Genomic DNA, 18,447 nt, shown 5'->3' with positions numbered 1-18,447 from the left:
TCTATTTAAGTTAAATGAGTAAACGCTTACTTCTCTTTGGCGTGGTCTGGCTGTTCTGTGCTTTTCCAACGCTGGCCCAAACAAATATTCTTAATCAAAAAGTATCCATTCACCAGGTCAATAGCTCCGTTTCCGAAGTGCTAGAAGCGCTTTCGACCAAGTATAACCTTAGTTTCTCCTACAGCGAAGACCTGGTTCCGCTAAAGGAAAAAATAACTATAAAAGGGGATGGTCTGCCGCTGCACCAGGTACTGGGAATTATATTCAAAGATACCGGTATACGCTATGTGCTAATCGGGAAACAAATTGTGCTGCAACCTGCTTTAAAGTCGAAAGGCAAAAAAATACAGCCAAACCTGAGTGGCTATGTGCGGGATATCTCTTCAGGCGAAGCCCTGGCAGGCACTACACTTTCCATAAGACCGGCTGGTAGCACAACAAATAATTATGGATTTTACAGTCTGCCGCTTTCTGCCGGGGAAGCAATGTTGGAAATAAGGTACCTGGGTTATGCACCCTTGCAAGTGGTATTGCCGGCTGTTTCAAAAGACACCACGATTACCTTTCTGTTACAGCCCACCAGTAGTAACTTAAGCGAAGTGGAGATTTTGTCAGCTAATGTGTCGGACCTGGAACAGGCTAATAAGTTAACCATGCGAGGGGCGGATATCAAACAACTGCCCCGTCTTATGGGAGAAGCAGATGCCGTGAAAGCGCTGCAGTTGATGCCGGGGGTGCAGGGCGGAAAAGAAGGGACCTCTGATCTGATCGTACGCGGGGGCAGTCCGGATCAAAATCTGATCCTGCTCGATGGGGTGCCGGTTTATAACGTATCGCACTTGCTGGGTACTTTTTCAATTTTTAACCCTGATGCTATCCGGAATGTAGAGTTGATAAAGGGCGGCTTCCCGGCTCCTTATGGCGGCAGACTGTCTTCGGTGGTAGATGTGCAACTGAAGGAAGGCAATAACCAGCGCTTTGCGGGGGAAGGTGCCGCAGGGCTTATGTCCTCCAAGTTGCTCCTGGAAGGACCTATCAAAAATGAGAAAACAGCTTTCCTTATTGCTGGCCGCCGCACATATCTGGATTTGCTTGGTGCAGCGGCGGCGGCTTTAAGTGGCGAAAGCATGAGTAAATACCATTTCTATGATCTCAATGCTAAAGTAAACCATACCTTTTCGGCGAAAGACCGGTTGTACCTGAGTGTTTATGCCGGGCAGGATGCCTTTTCTGACAAACAGGAGTTTGGAGATGCTACCGGGATGGAGCAGCAGCGGTTTAACATGCGCTGGGGCAATTCAACCGGCGCACTGCGCTGGAATCATGTTTTTGGTAAACGCCTTTTCAGCAATCTGACCCTGACGCATAGCCGCTATGGTTTCAGTCAAAACTCTGAAAACAAGATTAAACAGAGAGATAAACAAACCCAACGCCTGGTCGATTATGAATCCAGTATTGAGGACTGGGGAGCCAAAGCTGAATTTGATTTTGCGGCAGGCCTGCGACACAGCATCCGGTTCGGGGGAAGCTATACCTTCCATACCTTTCGTCCGGAGCAGACAATATTAAAAACCGATAGCATTACCTTGCTATCTGATTCTTTTTCTGAGATACAGGCGCAGGAATTTTATACTTATGCCGAAGACCGGATTCAGCTGGGAGAGCGGCTACAGGTTACAACAGGGGTGCACCTTTCGGGATTCTCTGTAAATGGCAAAAACTTCTCATCGCTGCAGCCACGCCTGGCCATGGGCTATACTTTCCCCAAAAGCATTAGTGTACGGGCTTCTTATGCTACTATGGCGCAGTACCTGCACTTGCTCAGCAATACTGCTACCGGCACGCCCACCGACATCTGGGCACCTGCCACCGACAAGGTAAAACCGCAGCGCTCCTGGCAGGCAACACTGGGAGCTGCCAAACTGCTCTCCCAAAACCAGCTCGAACTAACCTCTGACTTATATTATAAAGAAATGAAGGATGTGGCGGAGTTTAGAGACGGGGCTGACTTTATCAGCGACTTTCTGCGAAGCGGCCCTGAAACAGATTTCTCTAACTTTGCAGCCCCACCTTACGAAACGCGCATTGCTAGCGGCAGAGGCTGGAGCTATGGTTCAGAATGGATGCTGCGCAAGCGACAAGGCCAAACCACCGGCTGGGTTGGCTATACCTTGTCCTGGTCCTGGCGGCAACTTAATGGCATCAACCACAATCAAAAATACCCTTATACTTACGACAGCCGGCACAGCATTTCGGTTGTAGCCAATCACCAACTTACGCCGAAACTGAGCCTCGGCGGCAGCTGGGTATATCGTACAGGCTATGTTACCACTCTGCCTGCCGCGCATTACAAAGCCTATAATGAACCTGTTGCTAATCCCGGTAGTACTTCGCCACATGTTGCATCAGTGGACTACCTTGGGGAGCGTAATAATTACCGCATGCCCGGCTACCACCGTTTGGATTTAAGCCTGACGCACACTAAAAAGAAATCGTGGGGAGAGCGCAGTTGGAACATTTCCATTTACAATGCCTATAATCGTAAAAATCCTTATTTCATGCAATTGTCCAGCCCCAACCTAAGCACCAGTAGCAGCTCCACACGCCAGTTGTATCAGGTGTCGCTGTTCCCAATTTTACCGTCCTTTAGCTATGGATTTAAATTTTAAAAGAATGAAAGAAATAAAATTAACAATAGCGTTGGTATTTAGCTTATTGCTGTTGGCTGGGTGCGAAACCCTGGTGGAGCTTGATTTGCCAGACCATAAGCCAAGAATAGTTGTGAATGCCGTTTTTAATCCGGATAGTTTGTTTACTGTGGACTTGAGTTCAAGTCAGAGTGTGTTTACGGATCATACTTACACGCCCATTACTGATGCGACCATAAAGGTATACAAGGACGGGCAGTATTTATTTGCTGTTGAGCACAAAGGGAAAGGTATTTACAAGGCTGATCGTAAACCTGAAGCACTAAAACACTATGAACTGCAAGTGAGTGCACCAGGTCACGCATCTATAAAAGCCGCCAGCTATGTGCCAGCAGCTCCATCGGTGCGCGACCTAAAAGCAACCAGAGTACCAGCTACCAATAACCAGTCTGCAGGCATCCAGCTTTCATTCGTGTTAGAAGACGAGCCAGGCCAGGAAAATTATTATTATATACAAGCCTATGCTCCTGATATAAATCCTTTTAATAACCAGGCCTATAACAGGGCAATCCGGATAGAATTTAATAAACCTATAAAATATGAGTTTAACATGGAAAACCGTTGGTTTTTCAGCGATAAGTTGTTTAATGGTCAGAAAATACCTTTAGACTTGTTCTTGGAAACCAACCAGCGGGAAATGCGGCATGTGCAAATAGCTCATATTACGAAAAAATACTACGACTATGTACGCACGCTGGAAAAGCAATCTTATAGTGACAATTTTGGGGTAATGCCCATGCCGGTTGCCAATAATATTGAGCAGGGCCTAGGCCTTTTTGCCGGTTACAATTCAGTTACAGTTAAAATTCTGCCTTAGCAGCAATTTGCTCCTCAAAACCACATTTTTATATTTGTAAAATGAGTTCTAAAACTGCAATCAAAATATTGTTATGGTTATTCACTGCTGTAACTATCTTTCATTTTTGTATCTTAATAAAGATCATTCCTTATGAAATTACCTGGGGAGGGCGGCTAAAAAACGATGCTGAAATGTATGTTTTTGAATCACTTTCCTTAACCATCAATATACTTTTAATCTTTACGCTGTTAATTAAAGGGAACTACATAAAACGTATATTTTCAATAAGATTGGTGAATATAATTCTTTGGGCCTTCTTGGTCTTATTTGGGTTAAATACCATCGGAAATTTGTTTGCAACTACCAATTTTGAAAAATTATTTGCCGTACTAACACTTGCTGCTTCCGTTCTGATTTGGATAACTTTAAAAGCTAAAGAACAAACAACTCAACTTAAACACCAATAAATCAAGTTATTAATTAAGATAATAAGTTGCAGGACATTCTATCTAAAATTGAACCTTATACAGCCTTAGATTTTGAATAATAATTGGGAACCAGTACTACTGGTAATTTTGCTGGCCTTTTTAGTATAGATTCTTTCTTTTCCTCTGCCATTAGGCCTTTATTATGAAACCTAAGCAATAGATATTAAGCACCAGAAGCTTTTCCTTTAATCCTTTTAATTCTAAAGGTTTAAAATGAAGTATTTCTGAGAATTGCTTTTTAATAACTCTGGGTTGATTCTTTAGGTAATTAACCTTAAGCTTATAATTAATATAGCCTATCCTTCAAACTTAGTTTAAAATAATCAGTATTAACTTCATTATTTCTGAAGATAATATATGATAAAAATAGGATATCAAGCATCACATGAGCAGTTTAAGCCAAGTGTTCTGTTAGAATATGTAAAGTTAGCGGAGAAGGCAGGTTTTACAGCAGCAAACTCATCCGATCATTTTCATCCCTGGAGCAACACCCAGGGCGAAAGTGGGTTTGCCTGGGCTTGGTTAGGTGCGGCCATGCAAGCTACCAATTTAAGTTTTGGCGTGGTAAATGCCCCCGGTCAGCGGTATCATCCGGCAATAATTGCCCAAGCAGCAGCTACGTTGGCAGAAATGTTCCCGGAACGGTTCTGGATAGCAGTTGGCTCGGGAGAGGCCCTGAATGAATGCATAACCGGAGACAAATTTCCAATAAAAGCAGATAGGAATGCCCGGTTGAAAGAATGTGTTGACATTATGAGGGCTTTATGGGCAGGCGAAACGGTGACTCATAGGGGCTTGGTTACAGTAGAAGAAGCTAAATTATATACGCGCCCTGCGGTAAATCCATTAATTATTGGGGCTGCCGTTACTGCTAAAACCGCAGAATGGATGGGTAGTTGGGTAGATGGGTTAATAACTATTTCGCAACCAAAAGAAGAACAGCAAAAAGTAGTAGATGCTTTCCGGAGAGGAGGCGGAGAAGGTAAACCCATGTATTTAAAGGTTCAACTTTCCTATGATAAAACAGATGAGAAAGCCAAAATGGGCGCTTACGAACAATGGAGGGTAAATGTATTCCAGAGTAATTTGTTAGGCGAACTAAGAACCCCTGAGCAATTTGAAGCGGCTGGTAAGTTTGTAACACCGGATGAAGCAGCACGCATGATTCGGGTTTCTTCAGACCTGGATCAGCAGGCGGCTTGGTTAATGGAAGATTTGGATATGGGGTTTGAACAACTTGTGCTTCACAATATTAACCTGGATCAGGAACAGTTTATTGAAGCCTTTGGCGCCAAAGTGATTCCGCAGCTACTAAAATAAAAATAATCCGGGCCAGTTGAAAATAAATCCATTGTAGGAATTAGATTTCATAACTGGTCCGGATTATTTTACCTAATAGTATGTAAATAATTATTGTGACCAGGAAGTTGGTTCGCGATCCCAGCGGTGAGTTTTTAACTGGGCCAATAATTCTTCTGATAAACCATTGCCATCACTTGTAGCCATGTTTGCCTGTACATTACGGATTTTACGCATACCCGGAATAACAGTGCCTACGTGTTTGTTAGCCAGAATAAAACGTAAAGCTAGTTCGGGCATGGTCATACCAGCCGGAATGAGTGGTCGCAGGGTTTCAGCATGATCTACGCTGGAGTTCAGGTTTTCCGGAACAAAGTACGTACTGCGCCAATCATCAGCTGGGAAGGTAGTTTCTTTGGTAAAGGTACCGGTTAAAGTGCCTTCATCAAATGGTACCCGGGCAATTACCCCAATATCCAACTTTTCGCAGGTTGGAAACAATAAATCTTCTGGTGCCTGATCAAAAATATTGTAAATAACCTGTACCGCGTCTATTAAACCGGTTTTTAAAGTTTCGATGCAGTTATTAGGTTCCCAGCGGTTTACACTAACACCCATGGCCTGGATTTTACCTTCGCGTTTCAGGTCTTCTACTGCACGTTGCCATTCGTCCATAGTAGCCCACTCATCTTCCCAAACGTGGAATTGCTGCAGGTCAATGGTCTCCACACCTAAATTCTTCAGACTTTTCTCGGTATATTCTTTAATATGATCAGCCGGGAAACAATCTTCTAATTTAAAACTCTTACGGGATGGCCAGGTAAAGTTTTTAGGCGGAATTTTGGTGGCCATATAAATCTTTTTACCCGCGTGCCGTTTTTGTAATTGGCCTAATACTTGTTCGCTGCGGCCTTCGCCGTATCCCCAGGCGGTATCAAAAAAGTTACAGCCCTTTTCAATAGATAAGTCCAGGGCTTTTTCATATTCTTCTGCTTCCGAGCCGGTCCAGCCAGCCAGGCCCCACATACCGTAACCAACTTCGCTTACTTCCCAGTTGGTTCGTCCGAATCTTCTGTATTCCATATAGCTTTATTTTGACGTTTATTTTTGCCGAAAGTACAATTAAAATTTTACTTAAAGTAAAAGTTAAAGTTCCGTTTCCAAATTTTGGAATGAATTGTGCATACACCAAAACAGATTAATCATTCTAAAATAAAATATATGAAAGCACCTCAACTAATTGCCTGCTTGGGTCTGGCGCTATCGGTTTTGTTAGTAGCAGGAGAGAGCCGGGCTTCTCATGTAAACCCACATAACCAATCAGTGCAGAAAGATGATCCGAAGGGGAAGTATAAATATTATGCCGCCAGTTCTTTATCCGGTATCCATATTCTCCCAAATAAAGCTTCCGGCACTTTCTTATTAACCTTTGACCAGCACATTTCTGAAATGGGAAGTTTACTCATTAAAGATACATCTGGTAAAGTCATTTATACTGGTTTGGTAAACCCAGGGCCGGGTAATACTGCCCGAACTATGGATGTGGGAAAACTTACGCCTGGCCTTTATACCATAGAAGTAAAAAGCGCTGATACTACCTTCTGGAAAAAAGTACGCATCCGGAAATAAAGTAATTCTGTTTTAAACAATAAAGAAAAGCATTGCGGTACCGCAGTGCTTTTCTTTATTGTTACAGTTAAAATTTCTGCAACTGTTCGTAAAGTTTATGTACCGGTAATCCCATTACATTAAAGTATGAACCCTCTATGTGATCGATGGCAACCATCCCCAACCATTCCTGGGCACCGTAAGCTCCTGCTTTATCGTAGGGCTTATACTTATGAGTATAATAGGTTATCTCTTCCTCACTTAAAGTTTTAAAGTAAACTTTTGTTTGGTCATGAAAGATTATTTTTTTTTCTTTGCTTAAGAGGCATACCCCGGTAAAAACTTCGTGCATCCGCCCTGAAAGAAGCTTTAACATACTAATAGCTTCGTTTTCATCTTCGGGTTTATTTAAAATCTGATCATCTACGCATACAATAGTATCAGCGGTAATAAGTATCTCGTCATCAAGATCGGTTATATAAGCTTCGGCCTTTCGGTTGGCTAAATATTCTGCTACTTGTTCGCGTTTCAGCGTATCCGGAAAATCTTCCGGGACCTCCCGTAAGCGTACTTCATAAGAGAAATCCAGTTTGCTCAATAATTCCTTCCGCCGCGGCGAGTTAGAAGCAAGAATCAACTTCCGATTCAAATTCATGTTGTTTAAGGGTGCTAAAGATTAAACCTGTTATTACTTTAGGATAAAAAAACGTTGATTTTTGAGGTAAGGTGGCCCCACTGGCGCAAACCTGCTTTACTTCTTCTATAGTTACCTCATTAACAATAAAAGCAGCTTTTGCCTGACCATTGTTTACCAGGGTTAAGCATTGGGCAAAATTACGTTCGTATAATATGCCAGGAAAGCTTCTTTGTTTTTCCCGAACCAGGCCTAAGATTTTTTCAAATACAAAAAAATGTAAAACCGTCAGATCTAGTTCTTTTACAATAGCCGGAAAGTTCCAATAGATTTGCTGATGGACATCTGGTTTTAAAGTTAATTTATACGCTCCTACGGCCAGGTATAAACCAAAAGTCCATTTTTTGCCTGCTATTACTTCATTTAATGTACAAGCTTCTTCCTGAGGAGTAATATTAAAATAATTGGTTAAAGCTTTAATCAGCTCCTCCTCCGAAAGTGGCAATTCTTTCAGAACCCGATGGGTGGGCAAGATTTTCAGATCATCCGATTCGGTATTGGTCAGGTACATAAAATGATAATGGTACCCTTCCTTCCCGGTATTCTGCGGGTTGGCTTCCATCATTTTTTTTCGATACCAAAGCGAACTTTCGTACCGGTGGTGCCCATCAGCCAATAATACCTGCTTATCCCGAAGTACCTCTTTGAATAATTTAATTACCCGCGCATCATGAATGACTGAAAGAACATTTCGAATTCCCTGGTAATCTTCTGCTTCATAAAGCGGGGAAACCATGCTCTCGTTCAGGTAAGGTTCTAAAACAAATGCCGGATCTGTATACAAACCATGAGTAGGGCTGGTTTGTAGTAAGGTTTTTGCCAAAAGTTCTTTTTGTTTATTTACGGCGTCCGGAATGGTATTTTCGTGCCGCAGTATAACCTTCTCTGACCAATCGTAAGCTTTGATATGGCAGATAAATCCTTTGCGGCAATATTCTTTTTTAGAACCAGGGAGCCGGAAATACTGGTAAAAACCATAGATGCCGGGCACTATATCCTGTTTTAATATACCAGAACTTTTCCAGGCTTCCAATAAGTTGGCTGCCCTGTTGGCTGCATTGGGCTCTTGTGGTACCGAGAGGTGCAGGCTGTTAAAAGGCTGGTGGTATAAAGCTTGTCGGTGTTTTTCGGATACCACATCAAACAAGGGCGATATAAGGGTATCCTTTTCCCTAGTAAGGGCAGGGGCATAACGCCAACCTTTTATGGGTCTTATTTCAGCCATTTTCCTTTTAAATTTTAGTAGCTTTTAAGGAGCAAGCCGATCTAGTTGCCAGTTAGTATTTTCGTCAGGTCGGGTAAAAACTAACCGGTCGTGCAGTCGGTTCATTCTTCCTTGCCAAAATTCTATAAGCGTAGGTATTACCTCGTAGCCACCCCAGTGTGGCGGACGGGGAATTACTTCGGTATTAGAAAACTGCTGTTCAAAATCATCAATCTTTTGTTCTAAGGCTTCCCGGCTGCTAATAGGCTGACTTTGCGGCGATACCCAAGCGCCTATTTGGCTGCCCCGGGGGCGGCTGTGGTAATAGCTGTCCGACTGGGCAGGTTCCACTTTCCGGACTGTTCCTTCTACTCTTACCTGGCGTTCCAGTTCCGGCCAGAAAAATGTAAGTGCGGCAAAACCGGTTTGGGCTAGTTCCTGGCCTTTGCGGCTGTTATAATTGGTATAAAAAACAAATTTATTATGTTCTAATCCTTTCAATAAAACTACCCGGGCCGATGGTTTTCCTTCCTGATTTACCGTTGATAAAACCATGGCTGTAGGTTCTTCTACCTGGGCTTGTAAGGCCTCATTTAGCCAAACCTGAAACTGCTCCATCGGATCCGGTAAAATGCTCTTTTCTGTTAATTCCTGACGGGTGTATGATTTCCGGATATCGGCTAAGTTAAAAGGTGCAGGCATATATTCTTACTATTTTGTAGCTAAATTAGCAATTAACTATACTTTTAATCTGATATTTTCTGAATAGAGTAAATTTGAGGCAATTTACTGCCTTAAATAAGAAAATTTTATACGAATTCTTTAGCAACATACGTAATAAAAAAAGGTGTTTTTAAATAATTGCCACTTTCATTAATTTATCTCGTAAAGTGGTACTAAACTTAAATCACCTATGTAAAAGGAAAATTAATACGCGATAATGATGAAGACAGTACGAAGCGGTAGTATTTTAATTTCAGAACCTTTCTTAGGTGATCCAAATTTCGAAAGAACTGTGGTGTTGATTTGCCGGCACGATGAGGAGGGAACCTTTGGTTTAGTTTTAAACCGGAAATCGAATCTGAAGCTTTCAGATGTATTGGATATTGAACAAGGTAATGGCGATATGGAATTGAATATTGGTGGCCCAATGCAGTATAACACTCTGCATTATATCCATCAATTAGAAGCCCTACAGGAATCTATTCCTTTAGGCAAATCTGTATTCTGGGGAGGTGATTATGATCAACTGCAGGAAATGTTGGCAGCGGGACAAATAGAGCCAGATGAAATCAGATTTTTCCTGGGGTACTCGGGCTGGTCGCCGGGTCAGTTAGAAGAAGAAATTGAACGGGACTCCTGGATAATAAACAATACTTACACGGATAGATTATTTGATTTAGACCAGGATAAGCTTTGGCGGGAAATTTTAAAACAAATGGGAGGAAAGTATAAAGTTTTAGCTAATTACCCCATAGACCCTAGTTTAAATTAAAATTTTATAATTTAGCAACGACAAACAAAACATAAAGCATCATGCTAGACCCTAATAATAATACAGCGGGTAATAATGGAGCAGAAGAGCAAGGAGGGGAGGAATCACCGCAAAGTATTCTTGAGAAAAGATTAGCAGAAATCAATTCCCGGAGCACTGAAGAAAATAATACTGCCCCAGGTGAAGAAGAAAATTCTGCCGGAGGTATAATAGGAGGCGCTGTTGCCGCTCATGAAGTAATTCCGCCGGTTGCGGCTGTTCCCCTAGTTGGTGATGTTACTGAACCAAATAATCTATCAGGAGCTGAATCTAAACCTGAGCCTTCCGGTGAAGTAGTACTGGAAACAGAGCCTGGTGCCACTCAATTAAATGCCTTGCCTCTTGCGGGGCAGGAGTTAAATGAACCGGGTGGTACGGCCGAGGTAGCACCGATACCAGTAGCTGAGCCTACTGCATCAGCCAAGGAACCAAGTGCTCCTGCTGAAACAACAACACCAGCTGTTGCCGCTACTACTTCTGCTGAAACCGCCATTGCCGAAACAACCGTGAAGGTTGAAACGGGGGATGATGTAAAAAGTGATTTAGTCATAGAGGATGAAGGCGCAGAAGATTTGGTCTCGGAAGCTGACTATAGCCAGCTTCCTATAGATGAGCTGCGGAAGAAATTGCTGGGAGTTTTAAAAACCGCTACCCGCAAAAACTCCCGCCAAATTTTTGATATGCACCGGCAGTACGAAGAAAAACTGGCAACGGAGCGTCATGATGCATTACAGAAGTTTATTGCGGACGGTGCATCCGCTGATGATTTTGAATACCACGCAGGCCCGGCTCATCAGGAATTAGAAAAAGCGTTTCAGTTATTCCGGGAGAATCGTAACCGCGAGCAGCGTCAGGAAGAAGAGCAAAAAATAAAAAATACCCGACGCAAACAAGAATTACTGGAGCAGTTGCGGGAGCTGGTGGAGTCGCCGGAAACCAAGAGCAGTTCTGAAAGAATTAAAGCTATTCAGGCCGAGTGGAAAGCCATAGGGGCGGTGCCTGCCGGAGACGCTCAGCAGTTATGGAACTCGTACCATGCCTTATTAGATATTTTCTACAATAATCGCAGCATCTTTTACGAATTAAAAGAGCTGGACCGCAGGAAAAACTTGCAGCATAAAGTTCAGTTATGTGAAAGGGCTGAAGCCTTAGTAGACAATCCGTCTATTAATACGGCTTTACAGGAATTGCGGCACCTGCACGAAGAGTGGAAAAATGTGGGCCCGGTACCAAACGAATTCCGGGATAGCATCTGGGACCGCTTTATATTAGCCTCTGAAAAAATTCATGCCCGTAAAAAGGATTTTATTACGGAGCGTAAAACCAAGGAACAGGAAAACCTGGTTAAAAAACAGGAATTACTTAACCGAATAGAAGCTTTCCAGGGTTTCCAGACCGATCGGATTAACGATTGGCGCGACAAAACTGATGAAATTCAGAAGTTAAAAGAAGAATGGGATAGCATTGGTTTAGTTCCTAAAGAAAAGGCTGACGAAGTAAATAAACGTTTCTGGAGTAGCTATAAGGGGTTCTTCAATCATAAAAATGCTTTTTTTAAGTCGTTGGATGAGCAAAAAATGCAAAATCTGCGCTTAAAAACCGAATTGTGCGAGGAAGCAGAAAGCTTAAAAGACAGCACTGACTGGGACGAAACGAAAGAGAAACTAATTCAGCTCCAGAAAAAGTGGAAAACCATTGGCCGGGTACCTGATAAATACTCAGATAAGCTGTGGCAACGGTTCCGGGCCGCCTGTAACGAATTTTTCGACCGGAAACAAAATCAGGTGCAGGAGCGGGAAGTCGAGTTAAATCGTCTTAATGCTGAAAAGAGCGCGTATTACGAAAAAGTAACTTCCCGGATAGCTAATATGCAGACACAGCCAGGCTCGCTGGAAGAGTTAGGTGAAATGCGTGCCAAATGGCAGGAGTTTCCGGCCGTGAAAGGAAGTTCTAAATTAGATGAGCGTTTTTATGATTTATTGTTGCAATATGCGGATTCTATTCCAACGCTTTCTAACGAAGAAAAAAATAACCTGGTAGTGGAACTGCAGGTGAACCGCCTGAAGCAGGGGCCTGACGCTTCTCACAAAATTCATCAGAAGGAGCAAAGTATTCGGAAAGATATTGTTCACCTGGAAAATGATATTAGAACTTTGCGTACTAATATTGAATTCTTTGGCCGCTCTAAAAATGCCGATAAATTGCGGGAGGAATATCAGGCTCGGATTGTAGAAGCAGAAGGAAAGATACATCAGTTGCAGCGGCAACTATATGCTTTTAGAAATGCATAATTTTTTTTTGTTGTGAGTATCAGGAGATTAAAGGGATATATTCAAAATAAAGCATACAACCGGTTTGCATTTTAAATTCTAAATACTACTTTTGTATCGCTTTAAGAAAAAGCACTACAAAAGAAGCCTCCATAGCTCAGCTGGTAGAGCAACTGACTTGTAATCAGTAGGTCGTTGGTTCGATTCCGACTGGGGGCTCAATTTGAAAAGCACTTATTTCCAATCGGAGTAAGTGCTTTTTTATTTATACGCTTTTCCAGCAAACTTTTCAAGTGCTTTTCTCCTCATACAAAAGTCAAATCAGTTTTTCTTTATGGACAATTTCGATAATAATTTAGAAATACCGGTTACCTACAAAGGTGAAGAATATTCTTTTCCGGCCAGGGTGGTTATAACTGGTTACACCCATAAAATAGGAGTGGAAGTAGATAATCAACTTATCTTATTTGAGCCGGATGAAGAAAGAAATTACCGGGCAGTTTTAGGCCCCGCCCAGCTTGAAAAAGGCATAAAAGTAGATATAGCATTATTGAAGGCCATTGCAGCTGTAATAGAATCGGTAGTAAAGTAGAATATATAACTTCTACTTATTATGCACCAAAGCAGAAAAAGCTCTTTGTTGATAGCTTAAGACATTCAACAAAGAGCTTTGCTATTTTTTAAATTCAGCTGAAGATTCGGGTAAATGACAAAGAATGACTAATGGGGTTGTTATTGTTTTAAATACGAAGATATAGATGCTGAAATACCTAAAAGAAATTAAACCTTAATCCTCCGGAAAGATTACTGCTGGCATTGGTTATAATTGTGCCAGTTTACTTTTTTAAAGGTAAAGCTGCCTCGGTTAAAAGTTAATGAGTCGAGCGGGTTATCTTTGTTATAAAGCGTGCCAGAGAATGTAGCAGCAATGCCAGGAATAGTGGTACCAGGCAGTGGAATTAACTCATTTACTTGTACATAAAAGTTCTTGGCGTGCGCTTTATTAATGTATTGCTTAAATTTTCCCTCTGGTGTCTTTAATGAAAATATAGCAAAAGATTCAAAATGATCGAGGTAAGAGCCAGCTAGATAATAGATTCCGGGCTTTTGTAGATTTGTTATCTGCATGTTTAAACCGGTTTCGTTTTTAAAGAAAGTTTCTGCCTGTGGATCCTGAAAGGCCGAAAGCGTAAAATAAGGATTTTTGTTTTGCCCGTTAAATGACCACGCTCCTTTAAATTTACAAAGACAATCATCTGTTCCTATTTGGGAAGGCTGCCAGTCTTGCCCGTTTACCAGCATAGCCAATTTATTTAATCGTACTTTTTTGGGTTCTTTTACTGATTCATCCTGTTTACAACCTATTAAAAGCAGAAATACAGAATAGGCCATAATAATCTGGAAAAAATGAGCATAACGTAGCATCTAATAAAATTTAGTAAGATAGAATTTTGTTGTCAGGCTATTTTTTAGCCTTTCCATAGTTGCAATTTCATCAATTCAGGTCGTATAATTTTTTTGATAAAGGTTATTAGATTGTTAAACTTTTAAAGTATAATCATTCTCCTCTAGTAGTAGCAAGCCTTAACTTTGTTTATAACCTTATTAATGAGTTTTCCCTTTTCCAAACCATAAATAGTCTGGTCTAAGAAGAAACATTATTGAGATAGAAATCTTAAGTATTAAAATAAATTTACTGAAAGAATAGATCTATCTGGTTTATTTGGGATTGGCTTTTCTAAATAAGCTTTTTACTTCATATACTTCCGATAAAACCTTTCAACCAGGTAAAATTTTGTTCGTCCAGAACTTATGACTACCATGATCAGCATCTTTCAGGAGGTAACTAAGGCGAGTTTGAGTAAAACCATAAAAATTATTTACTGCAATCAGTATACCCTTCGCTAATTAATACAGGTGCGAAAGAAAAAGGGTTAGGAGGTATAGCCGAAGTAGGTAAGGTTTGATAAGTCTAAAAAGCTTATTGAAGGTTGGGTTTAAAAGAATAAAATCTGGAGATCTCTGACAATACTTAAAATTTTAGAAATGGGTGGCATGGTAAAATATTTGTATATCAGATTGTTAATATTATTTAGTTTCTCCTTTATCAACTTTCGCTTCTAGAATGGCTTCAATATTATCCGGAAGTTCAGAAAGTAAATCATATCCGGTGGCTTTTTCTATGGCATCTACAGTTGTGCGGTATACCCCCCAGTTTGGATTAAGATCATTGTTATTGGGAGTTTTTATAGCAATTACTCTGGTATTGGTATTAATCCTGCTTAAGTCGTTTTCCCCTTCCGGAAGCACTACCAGTACTTTCCAGATTTGCTTGGGTACAGTAATCCTTCCCTGATCTATAGTTTCTGCATAGCCATTACTTCCAGTGCCTCCTTTTCCATAGTTACCCATAATTACATACACTTCAGTACCTCTGCTAACTAACAAACGGGTATAGCTTTCCAGGTTCTCCCAAGTTTCCCTATTATTATTAGGCGCCTGTGGTATCATATTTGTCATCAGAAAAGTGGCAGAGTTATCTTCTACTGACTTTGTTCTATCTCCTGAAGGGGCGTTGTGACCCCGGTCAAATCCGCTACCTGTATAGGCACTCGCCGCAACTCTGTACCACCCAGCTGGTAAAGCATTATCTATCTTAAAATCATCTTGCCGGGGACTATTGCCTAGCCAATGTTTACTTACGTGCCAACTCACCCAATTGGGAATGCCTTTATCTTTATTGTAAGAAAGTACATATTGGTTTTTGGTAATTAAAAAGTTGTTACTGTTACGCAACTCAGCCGTGGCATTACTAGGATTTCCTAAACGGGTATGAACCTCCGGTATAAGGTCAAAAGGTTTTTGAGGAGCATCATCTTTCTGGCAGGCAAACGCCAACAAGTAAATAAAAAATAAATAATATAATCTTATCCGCATGGCTTTAAATAATGGCCGAAGCTAATTGAAATCTAGTTTAGGTTTAGAATAAATTTTTTTTAAATAATAAAGCTAATTTCCTGCCAATGAAAAGAAGTGCTAATTTGATTTAGTTTTATGCTTTTTCTAAATTTAAGGAAAAGTAAATTTAAAAAGTAAAGGTGAAGGATGAGGTTTAATATTTTACTTTTGTTATAACTGGCAATTTTGATTAACCATTTTGGAATTAAAGCTACTGTAGAAGGTTAGATAAAGCCACTAATGAAACTATTCCCAAACAGAGTTTTTATTATTGAGAATAAGATTGGATTTTATATTGAAAGGGTTGTTGGATAGGATTGATAGTTAATAAAAAAAGAAAGGCCACCCGTCTGGCCGCCTTTCTTTTTTTCACCAATGTTTTTACACATGTTTCTATACGTGGTGTTATTTATTAAAGTTTAAAAGAACTTCTTAACACACATTAACATCTAATGGTTTGGATAAAAGTATTAATAAATTCTTACTATTCCTCCTTTACTTCCTCTCCCAAATTTATAGTGTTTTTTAATGGTAACACATTATTTGTCAATATATTAAACTCATATGGAGCTGCTGGAATTTTACAAAAGGATTTAAAAGCAAGAAAAAAATTATTTTGGCGGTATGGATAATACCTGACAGTCCGTTTGGAGGGTGATTATTTGTGGTGCTTTATAGTATTAGTAACTTTTTGATGAAATCTGGTTTAACCACAAATAAAAGCAAGTGAAACAGGTGAGAGACTATAAGCATCAGCATTTTCGGGAGCCATTCCTGTTTACTATATCATTAAATTTTTTCTCGAAAACTAAGAGTACTTTTATATAAGTGGCTAATTATATGTGGTTTTTGATGTTATTATAAACTATTCAATTAATTACCAAACCTCTGTAGCACCTTTAACTATTCCAATAAATAATTTGTTGATTGTCTAGTAATTCATTTCCTTTTAATGCTTCTAAATCTTTACAGGCTTCAACGTGCAATTTCCGGATAATATAGGAATCAACTGCGGCCTCTTTAAGGAGTCCACAAATATTTTCTAATTTAGTAACAGGGGTCAAATCCTTCTGTATTTCCAGTAAAAGCTCAATTTTAGTATGCAGGGGATTTAATTCAGCAAACCGTGCGGAATAAGCTTCAATGGTTTTAAATATTCTTTCAATAATGAAGTTGAAATCTTGGTTGGCAATTTCCCCTAATTTATTGCCGGTAGTTTGGAATTTTTTCATATTATCAACTACTTAAATCTGAAGCAATTATAATAGTAGGAAAGTACCTAAAACTGAGAGCAATAAAAAAAAATTGGAAGTAAATTAAGGAACTAAACCGAAATTTCAGTATTAATTCTGTTACTATAAGTATAATTAAACCTTAGTACCATTAAATTGGATAAGGAGGAAAAACAGCCTAATAAAATTTCAAAAAGGTGAGTGGTTTATCGAATTAATTAAAATCTGGTAATTATTACCAAAAGTTTATAATTTATTAATTGAAATATGATTCAATAAAATTTATTCTAATATTCCTTTTTTAAGGCTGGGGCCTACCTATATTCTGAAAATTTACTTGTTGGAATAAAATTCACTTGATTTATTTTTGAAAATTTTGATTACAACCAAGTCCGTAAACAACAGTTGGTAAAGGAGTAACAGGCATTCATGAGTTACTCCTTTGCTCATTGAATTCCAAAAATCTATTCCCGAATTTAGGAACAATGGTTATAAATCAAATATTCTTTTTTTTCTAAAATAAATCTATAAAAACAAAAAATCTAAAACCATCATATAAAAATTAAGGAAAGTTACTCGGGTGATTTAGAGAAAATGGCTTCTATTTTTTTTCTATTTAAAGGTTTAGAAATATAGCCGGCAATGGGCAATGGCAACGAAAAGGCTTTTTGAATATCTGTAGGGTCTTCGGAACTGGAATAAAAGAATAGTTTTACCTTAGATAAATCTATTTTTGCTTTTTCTAATTCTTCAATCAATTCAAAACCATCTAAATCGGGCATATTTATATCAAGCAGGACCGTTTCGGGTAATATATCTCCCGACAAAGTAACTTCTTTAAACCAATGCAGTGCCTCAATAGATCCTTCCAAAGAAATGACATTACATTCAGGTACCTCATTACTTAAAATTTTTTTTACTAAAAATGTGCTTACCTTGTCATCATCAATAATAAGAAAGGAAGGAGTTTGAGGCATGTAAGAGCGTGTTGTTCATTACAAAATTATATTATAAAAAGGGTAATATTACTTAATTTAGCTGAACCTGATAATTACCCGGTTGAACCAATACAATTCTAAGGTGAGCAATTTTAGTATCGCAATTACCTTAACCATTCATAAATATTAGTTTTAAAATTTGAACTCCGGAATAACAGTTAAGATAAGATAAACCTTAAGAGGAAACTACTACTATCAGGTAAGCAAAATATTTAGGCCTTTTTTAATAATCTTAAGTGTTGTAATTATTAAATAGTTAGCTAAACTTTATTAGTTTTTGCCAACTTATAATATTTTGATAATTAATGTTTTATAGATTTATTTTATTCTCTAATTTATCTAATTAATTCTGCTTTTTTGACCAGCCCATATATATTAAATATATAAAAGTTGCTGTAACTTTATGGAGGCAAGGTATTAAGAGGTCGACCCTTGGGCCCTATTATATATGTAGTTAACCTAGACGTGTTCGGACGTAGAATACTTGGATTTAGGACAATACTATTTCGCCATGGAGGTTTAATGGCCGGCGCAATACCTTTTAAATGCAGAAAATATTATCTTAAAAAAGAAAAAGCTTTTTAGAATTTATTTAGCTTTGTCCCTTAAAAATATCCTATTCTATGGCTTTAAGGGGATGAATGTATAGCCCTGG

At 39.5% G+C, this 18,447-nt stretch carries 16 protein-coding genes and 1 tRNA gene; 9 read left to right on the top strand and 8 right to left on the bottom strand.

The genetic code is table 11. The features are described 5' to 3' along the window. Positions 1–14 precede the first annotated feature (14 nt). The 4 genes from ADHAQ_RS0121170 to ADHAQ_RS0121155 all read left to right on the top strand — a co-directional run bounded on the left by ADHAQ_RS0121170 (position 15) and on the right by ADHAQ_RS0121155 (position 5,315). Positions 15–2,669 carry a TonB-dependent receptor gene (locus ADHAQ_RS0121170; protein WP_051360075.1) on the top strand — a complete coding sequence of 885 codons (2,655 nt, stop codon included), beginning with the start codon at positions 15–17 and terminating at the stop codon, positions 2,667–2,669. A gap of 4 nt (positions 2,670–2,673) precedes the next feature. Beyond that, entirely contained in the window at positions 2,674–3,525 is an 852-nt protein-coding gene (locus ADHAQ_RS0121165; protein ID WP_169728023.1) for a DUF4249 domain-containing protein, read from the top strand. A 41-nt stretch (positions 3,526–3,566) separates the two neighbouring features. After that, positions 3,567–3,974 carry a hypothetical protein gene (locus tag ADHAQ_RS0121160; RefSeq protein ID WP_026464633.1) on the top strand — a complete coding sequence of 136 codons (408 nt, stop codon included), beginning with the start codon at positions 3,567–3,569 and terminating at the stop codon, positions 3,972–3,974. A gap of 378 nt (positions 3,975–4,352) precedes the next feature. Further along, positions 4,353–5,315, top strand: a complete 963-nt coding sequence (locus tag ADHAQ_RS0121155; RefSeq protein WP_026464632.1) for a TIGR03885 family FMN-dependent LLM class oxidoreductase — start codon at positions 4,353–4,355, stop codon at positions 5,313–5,315. 90 nt (positions 5,316–5,405) lie between these two features. On the opposite strand, the gene ADHAQ_RS0121150 is transcribed toward ADHAQ_RS0121155, so the two are convergent. Further along, on the bottom strand, positions 5,406–6,377 hold the full coding sequence (locus tag ADHAQ_RS0121150; protein ID WP_026464631.1) for an aldo/keto reductase: 972 nt from the start codon (positions 6,375–6,377) through the stop codon (positions 5,406–5,408). Positions 6,378–6,515: 138 nt separating this feature from the next. On the opposite strand from ADHAQ_RS0121150, the gene ADHAQ_RS27425 reads away from it, so the two are divergent. Further along, on the top strand, positions 6,516–6,923 hold the full coding sequence (locus ADHAQ_RS27425; RefSeq protein ID WP_051360074.1) for a T9SS type A sorting domain-containing protein: 408 nt from the start codon (positions 6,516–6,518) through the stop codon (positions 6,921–6,923). 67 nt (positions 6,924–6,990) lie between these two features. Here the strand turns inward: ADHAQ_RS27425 and ADHAQ_RS0121140 are convergent, their stop codons facing one another. Genes ADHAQ_RS0121140 through pdxH form a run of 3 tightly spaced genes read right to left on the bottom strand, consistent with a single transcriptional unit; the run spans position 6,991 to position 9,502 of the window. Continuing rightward, positions 6,991–7,557: a Maf family nucleotide pyrophosphatase gene (locus ADHAQ_RS0121140; protein ID WP_026464630.1), complete on the bottom strand. Its 567-nt coding sequence runs from the start codon at positions 7,555–7,557 to the stop codon at positions 6,991–6,993. After that, positions 7,523–8,821: a DUF1015 domain-containing protein gene (locus ADHAQ_RS0121135; RefSeq protein ID WP_026464629.1), complete on the bottom strand. Its 1,299-nt coding sequence runs from the start codon at positions 8,819–8,821 to the stop codon at positions 7,523–7,525. The genes ADHAQ_RS0121140 and ADHAQ_RS0121135 overlap by 35 nt, the downstream gene beginning before the upstream one ends. Before the next feature lie 24 nt (positions 8,822–8,845). After that, complete coding sequence (gene pdxH / locus ADHAQ_RS0121130; RefSeq protein WP_026464628.1) at positions 8,846–9,502, bottom strand: pyridoxamine 5'-phosphate oxidase; 657 nt, start codon at positions 9,500–9,502, stop codon at positions 8,846–8,848. 238 nt (positions 9,503–9,740) lie between these two features. Between pdxH and ADHAQ_RS0121125 the strand changes: the two genes are divergently transcribed. The 4 genes from ADHAQ_RS0121125 (at position 9,741) to ADHAQ_RS0121110 (ending at position 13,196) form a co-directional block, all read left to right on the top strand. Continuing rightward, complete coding sequence (locus ADHAQ_RS0121125; RefSeq protein ID WP_026464627.1) at positions 9,741–10,295, top strand: YqgE/AlgH family protein; 555 nt, start codon at positions 9,741–9,743, stop codon at positions 10,293–10,295. Positions 10,296–10,336: 41 nt separating this feature from the next. Beyond that, positions 10,337–12,625, top strand: coding sequence for a DUF349 domain-containing protein (locus ADHAQ_RS26595; protein ID WP_051360073.1), 2,289 nt, complete (start codon positions 10,337–10,339; stop codon positions 12,623–12,625). A gap of 125 nt (positions 12,626–12,750) precedes the next feature. Next, positions 12,751–12,823: transfer RNA gene (locus ADHAQ_RS0121115), tRNA-Thr, on the top strand. 115 nt (positions 12,824–12,938) lie between these two features. Continuing rightward, positions 12,939–13,196: a hypothetical protein gene (locus ADHAQ_RS0121110; RefSeq protein ID WP_026464626.1), complete on the top strand. Its 258-nt coding sequence runs from the start codon at positions 12,939–12,941 to the stop codon at positions 13,194–13,196. Positions 13,197–13,408: 212 nt separating this feature from the next. On the opposite strand, the gene ADHAQ_RS0121105 is transcribed toward ADHAQ_RS0121110, so the two are convergent. From ADHAQ_RS0121105 to ADHAQ_RS0121085, 4 genes are all read right to left on the bottom strand, one after another. Continuing rightward, a complete protein-coding gene (locus ADHAQ_RS0121105) occupies positions 13,409–14,029 on the bottom strand; it encodes a DUF5025 domain-containing protein (RefSeq protein WP_026464625.1) in 621 nt (206 codons plus the stop codon). A 663-nt stretch (positions 14,030–14,692) separates the two neighbouring features. After that, entirely contained in the window at positions 14,693–15,541 is an 849-nt protein-coding gene (locus ADHAQ_RS26590) for a DNA/RNA non-specific endonuclease (protein WP_051360072.1), read from the bottom strand. Positions 15,542–16,461: 920 nt separating this feature from the next. Next, positions 16,462–16,794: a hypothetical protein gene (locus tag ADHAQ_RS0121090; RefSeq protein ID WP_026464623.1), complete on the bottom strand. Its 333-nt coding sequence runs from the start codon at positions 16,792–16,794 to the stop codon at positions 16,462–16,464. Positions 16,795–17,366: 572 nt separating this feature from the next. Continuing rightward, the gene (locus ADHAQ_RS0121085) at positions 17,367–17,771 is read right to left on the bottom strand and encodes a response regulator (protein WP_026464622.1); all 405 of its coding nucleotides are present in this window, start codon (positions 17,769–17,771) and stop codon (positions 17,367–17,369) included. Positions 17,772–18,447: the final 676 nt, after the last annotated feature.

This window comes from Adhaeribacter aquaticus DSM 16391, from assembly GCF_000473365.1.
GTDB classification, from domain to species: Bacteria; Bacteroidota; Bacteroidia; order Cytophagales; family Hymenobacteraceae; genus Adhaeribacter; species Adhaeribacter aquaticus.
Note: the sequence above shows the minus strand (reverse complement) of the source record. Positions and strands in the feature narration are given on the sequence as shown.

What these genes read in the sequence shown, in the direction of transcription:
- ADHAQ_RS0121170 (WP_051360075.1), top strand. Translation starts at nt 15, where the DNA reads ATGAGTAAACGCTTACTTCTCTTTGGCGTGGTCTGGCTGTTCTGTGCT.
- ADHAQ_RS0121165 (WP_169728023.1), top strand. Translation starts at nt 2,674, where the DNA reads ATGAAAGAAATAAAATTAACAATAGCGTTGGTATTTAGCTTATTGCTG.
- ADHAQ_RS0121160 (WP_026464633.1), top strand. Translation starts at nt 3,567, where the DNA reads ATGAGTTCTAAAACTGCAATCAAAATATTGTTATGGTTATTCACTGCT.
- ADHAQ_RS0121155 (WP_026464632.1), top strand. Translation starts at nt 4,353, where the DNA reads ATGATAAAAATAGGATATCAAGCATCACATGAGCAGTTTAAGCCAAGT.
- ADHAQ_RS0121150 (WP_026464631.1), bottom strand. Translation starts at nt 6,377, where the DNA reads ATGGAATACAGAAGATTCGGACGAACCAACTGGGAAGTAAGCGAAGTT.
- ADHAQ_RS27425 (WP_051360074.1), top strand. Translation starts at nt 6,516, where the DNA reads ATGAAAGCACCTCAACTAATTGCCTGCTTGGGTCTGGCGCTATCGGTT.
- ADHAQ_RS0121140 (WP_026464630.1), bottom strand. Translation starts at nt 7,557, where the DNA reads ATGAATTTGAATCGGAAGTTGATTCTTGCTTCTAACTCGCCGCGGCGG.
- ADHAQ_RS0121135 (WP_026464629.1), bottom strand. Translation starts at nt 8,821, where the DNA reads ATGGCTGAAATAAGACCCATAAAAGGTTGGCGTTATGCCCCTGCCCTT.
- pdxH (WP_026464628.1), bottom strand. Translation starts at nt 9,502, where the DNA reads ATGCCTGCACCTTTTAACTTAGCCGATATCCGGAAATCATACACCCGT.
- ADHAQ_RS0121125 (WP_026464627.1), top strand. Translation starts at nt 9,741, where the DNA reads ATGATGAAGACAGTACGAAGCGGTAGTATTTTAATTTCAGAACCTTTC.
- ADHAQ_RS26595 (WP_051360073.1), top strand. Translation starts at nt 10,337, where the DNA reads ATGCTAGACCCTAATAATAATACAGCGGGTAATAATGGAGCAGAAGAG.
- ADHAQ_RS0121110 (WP_026464626.1), top strand. Translation starts at nt 12,939, where the DNA reads ATGGACAATTTCGATAATAATTTAGAAATACCGGTTACCTACAAAGGT.
- ADHAQ_RS0121105 (WP_026464625.1), bottom strand. Translation starts at nt 14,029, where the DNA reads ATGCTACGTTATGCTCATTTTTTCCAGATTATTATGGCCTATTCTGTA.
- ADHAQ_RS26590 (WP_051360072.1), bottom strand. Translation starts at nt 15,541, where the DNA reads ATGCGGATAAGATTATATTATTTATTTTTTATTTACTTGTTGGCGTTT.
- ADHAQ_RS0121090 (WP_026464623.1), bottom strand. Translation starts at nt 16,794, where the DNA reads ATGAAAAAATTCCAAACTACCGGCAATAAATTAGGGGAAATTGCCAAC.
- ADHAQ_RS0121085 (WP_026464622.1), bottom strand. Translation starts at nt 17,771, where the DNA reads ATGCCTCAAACTCCTTCCTTTCTTATTATTGATGATGACAAGGTAAGC.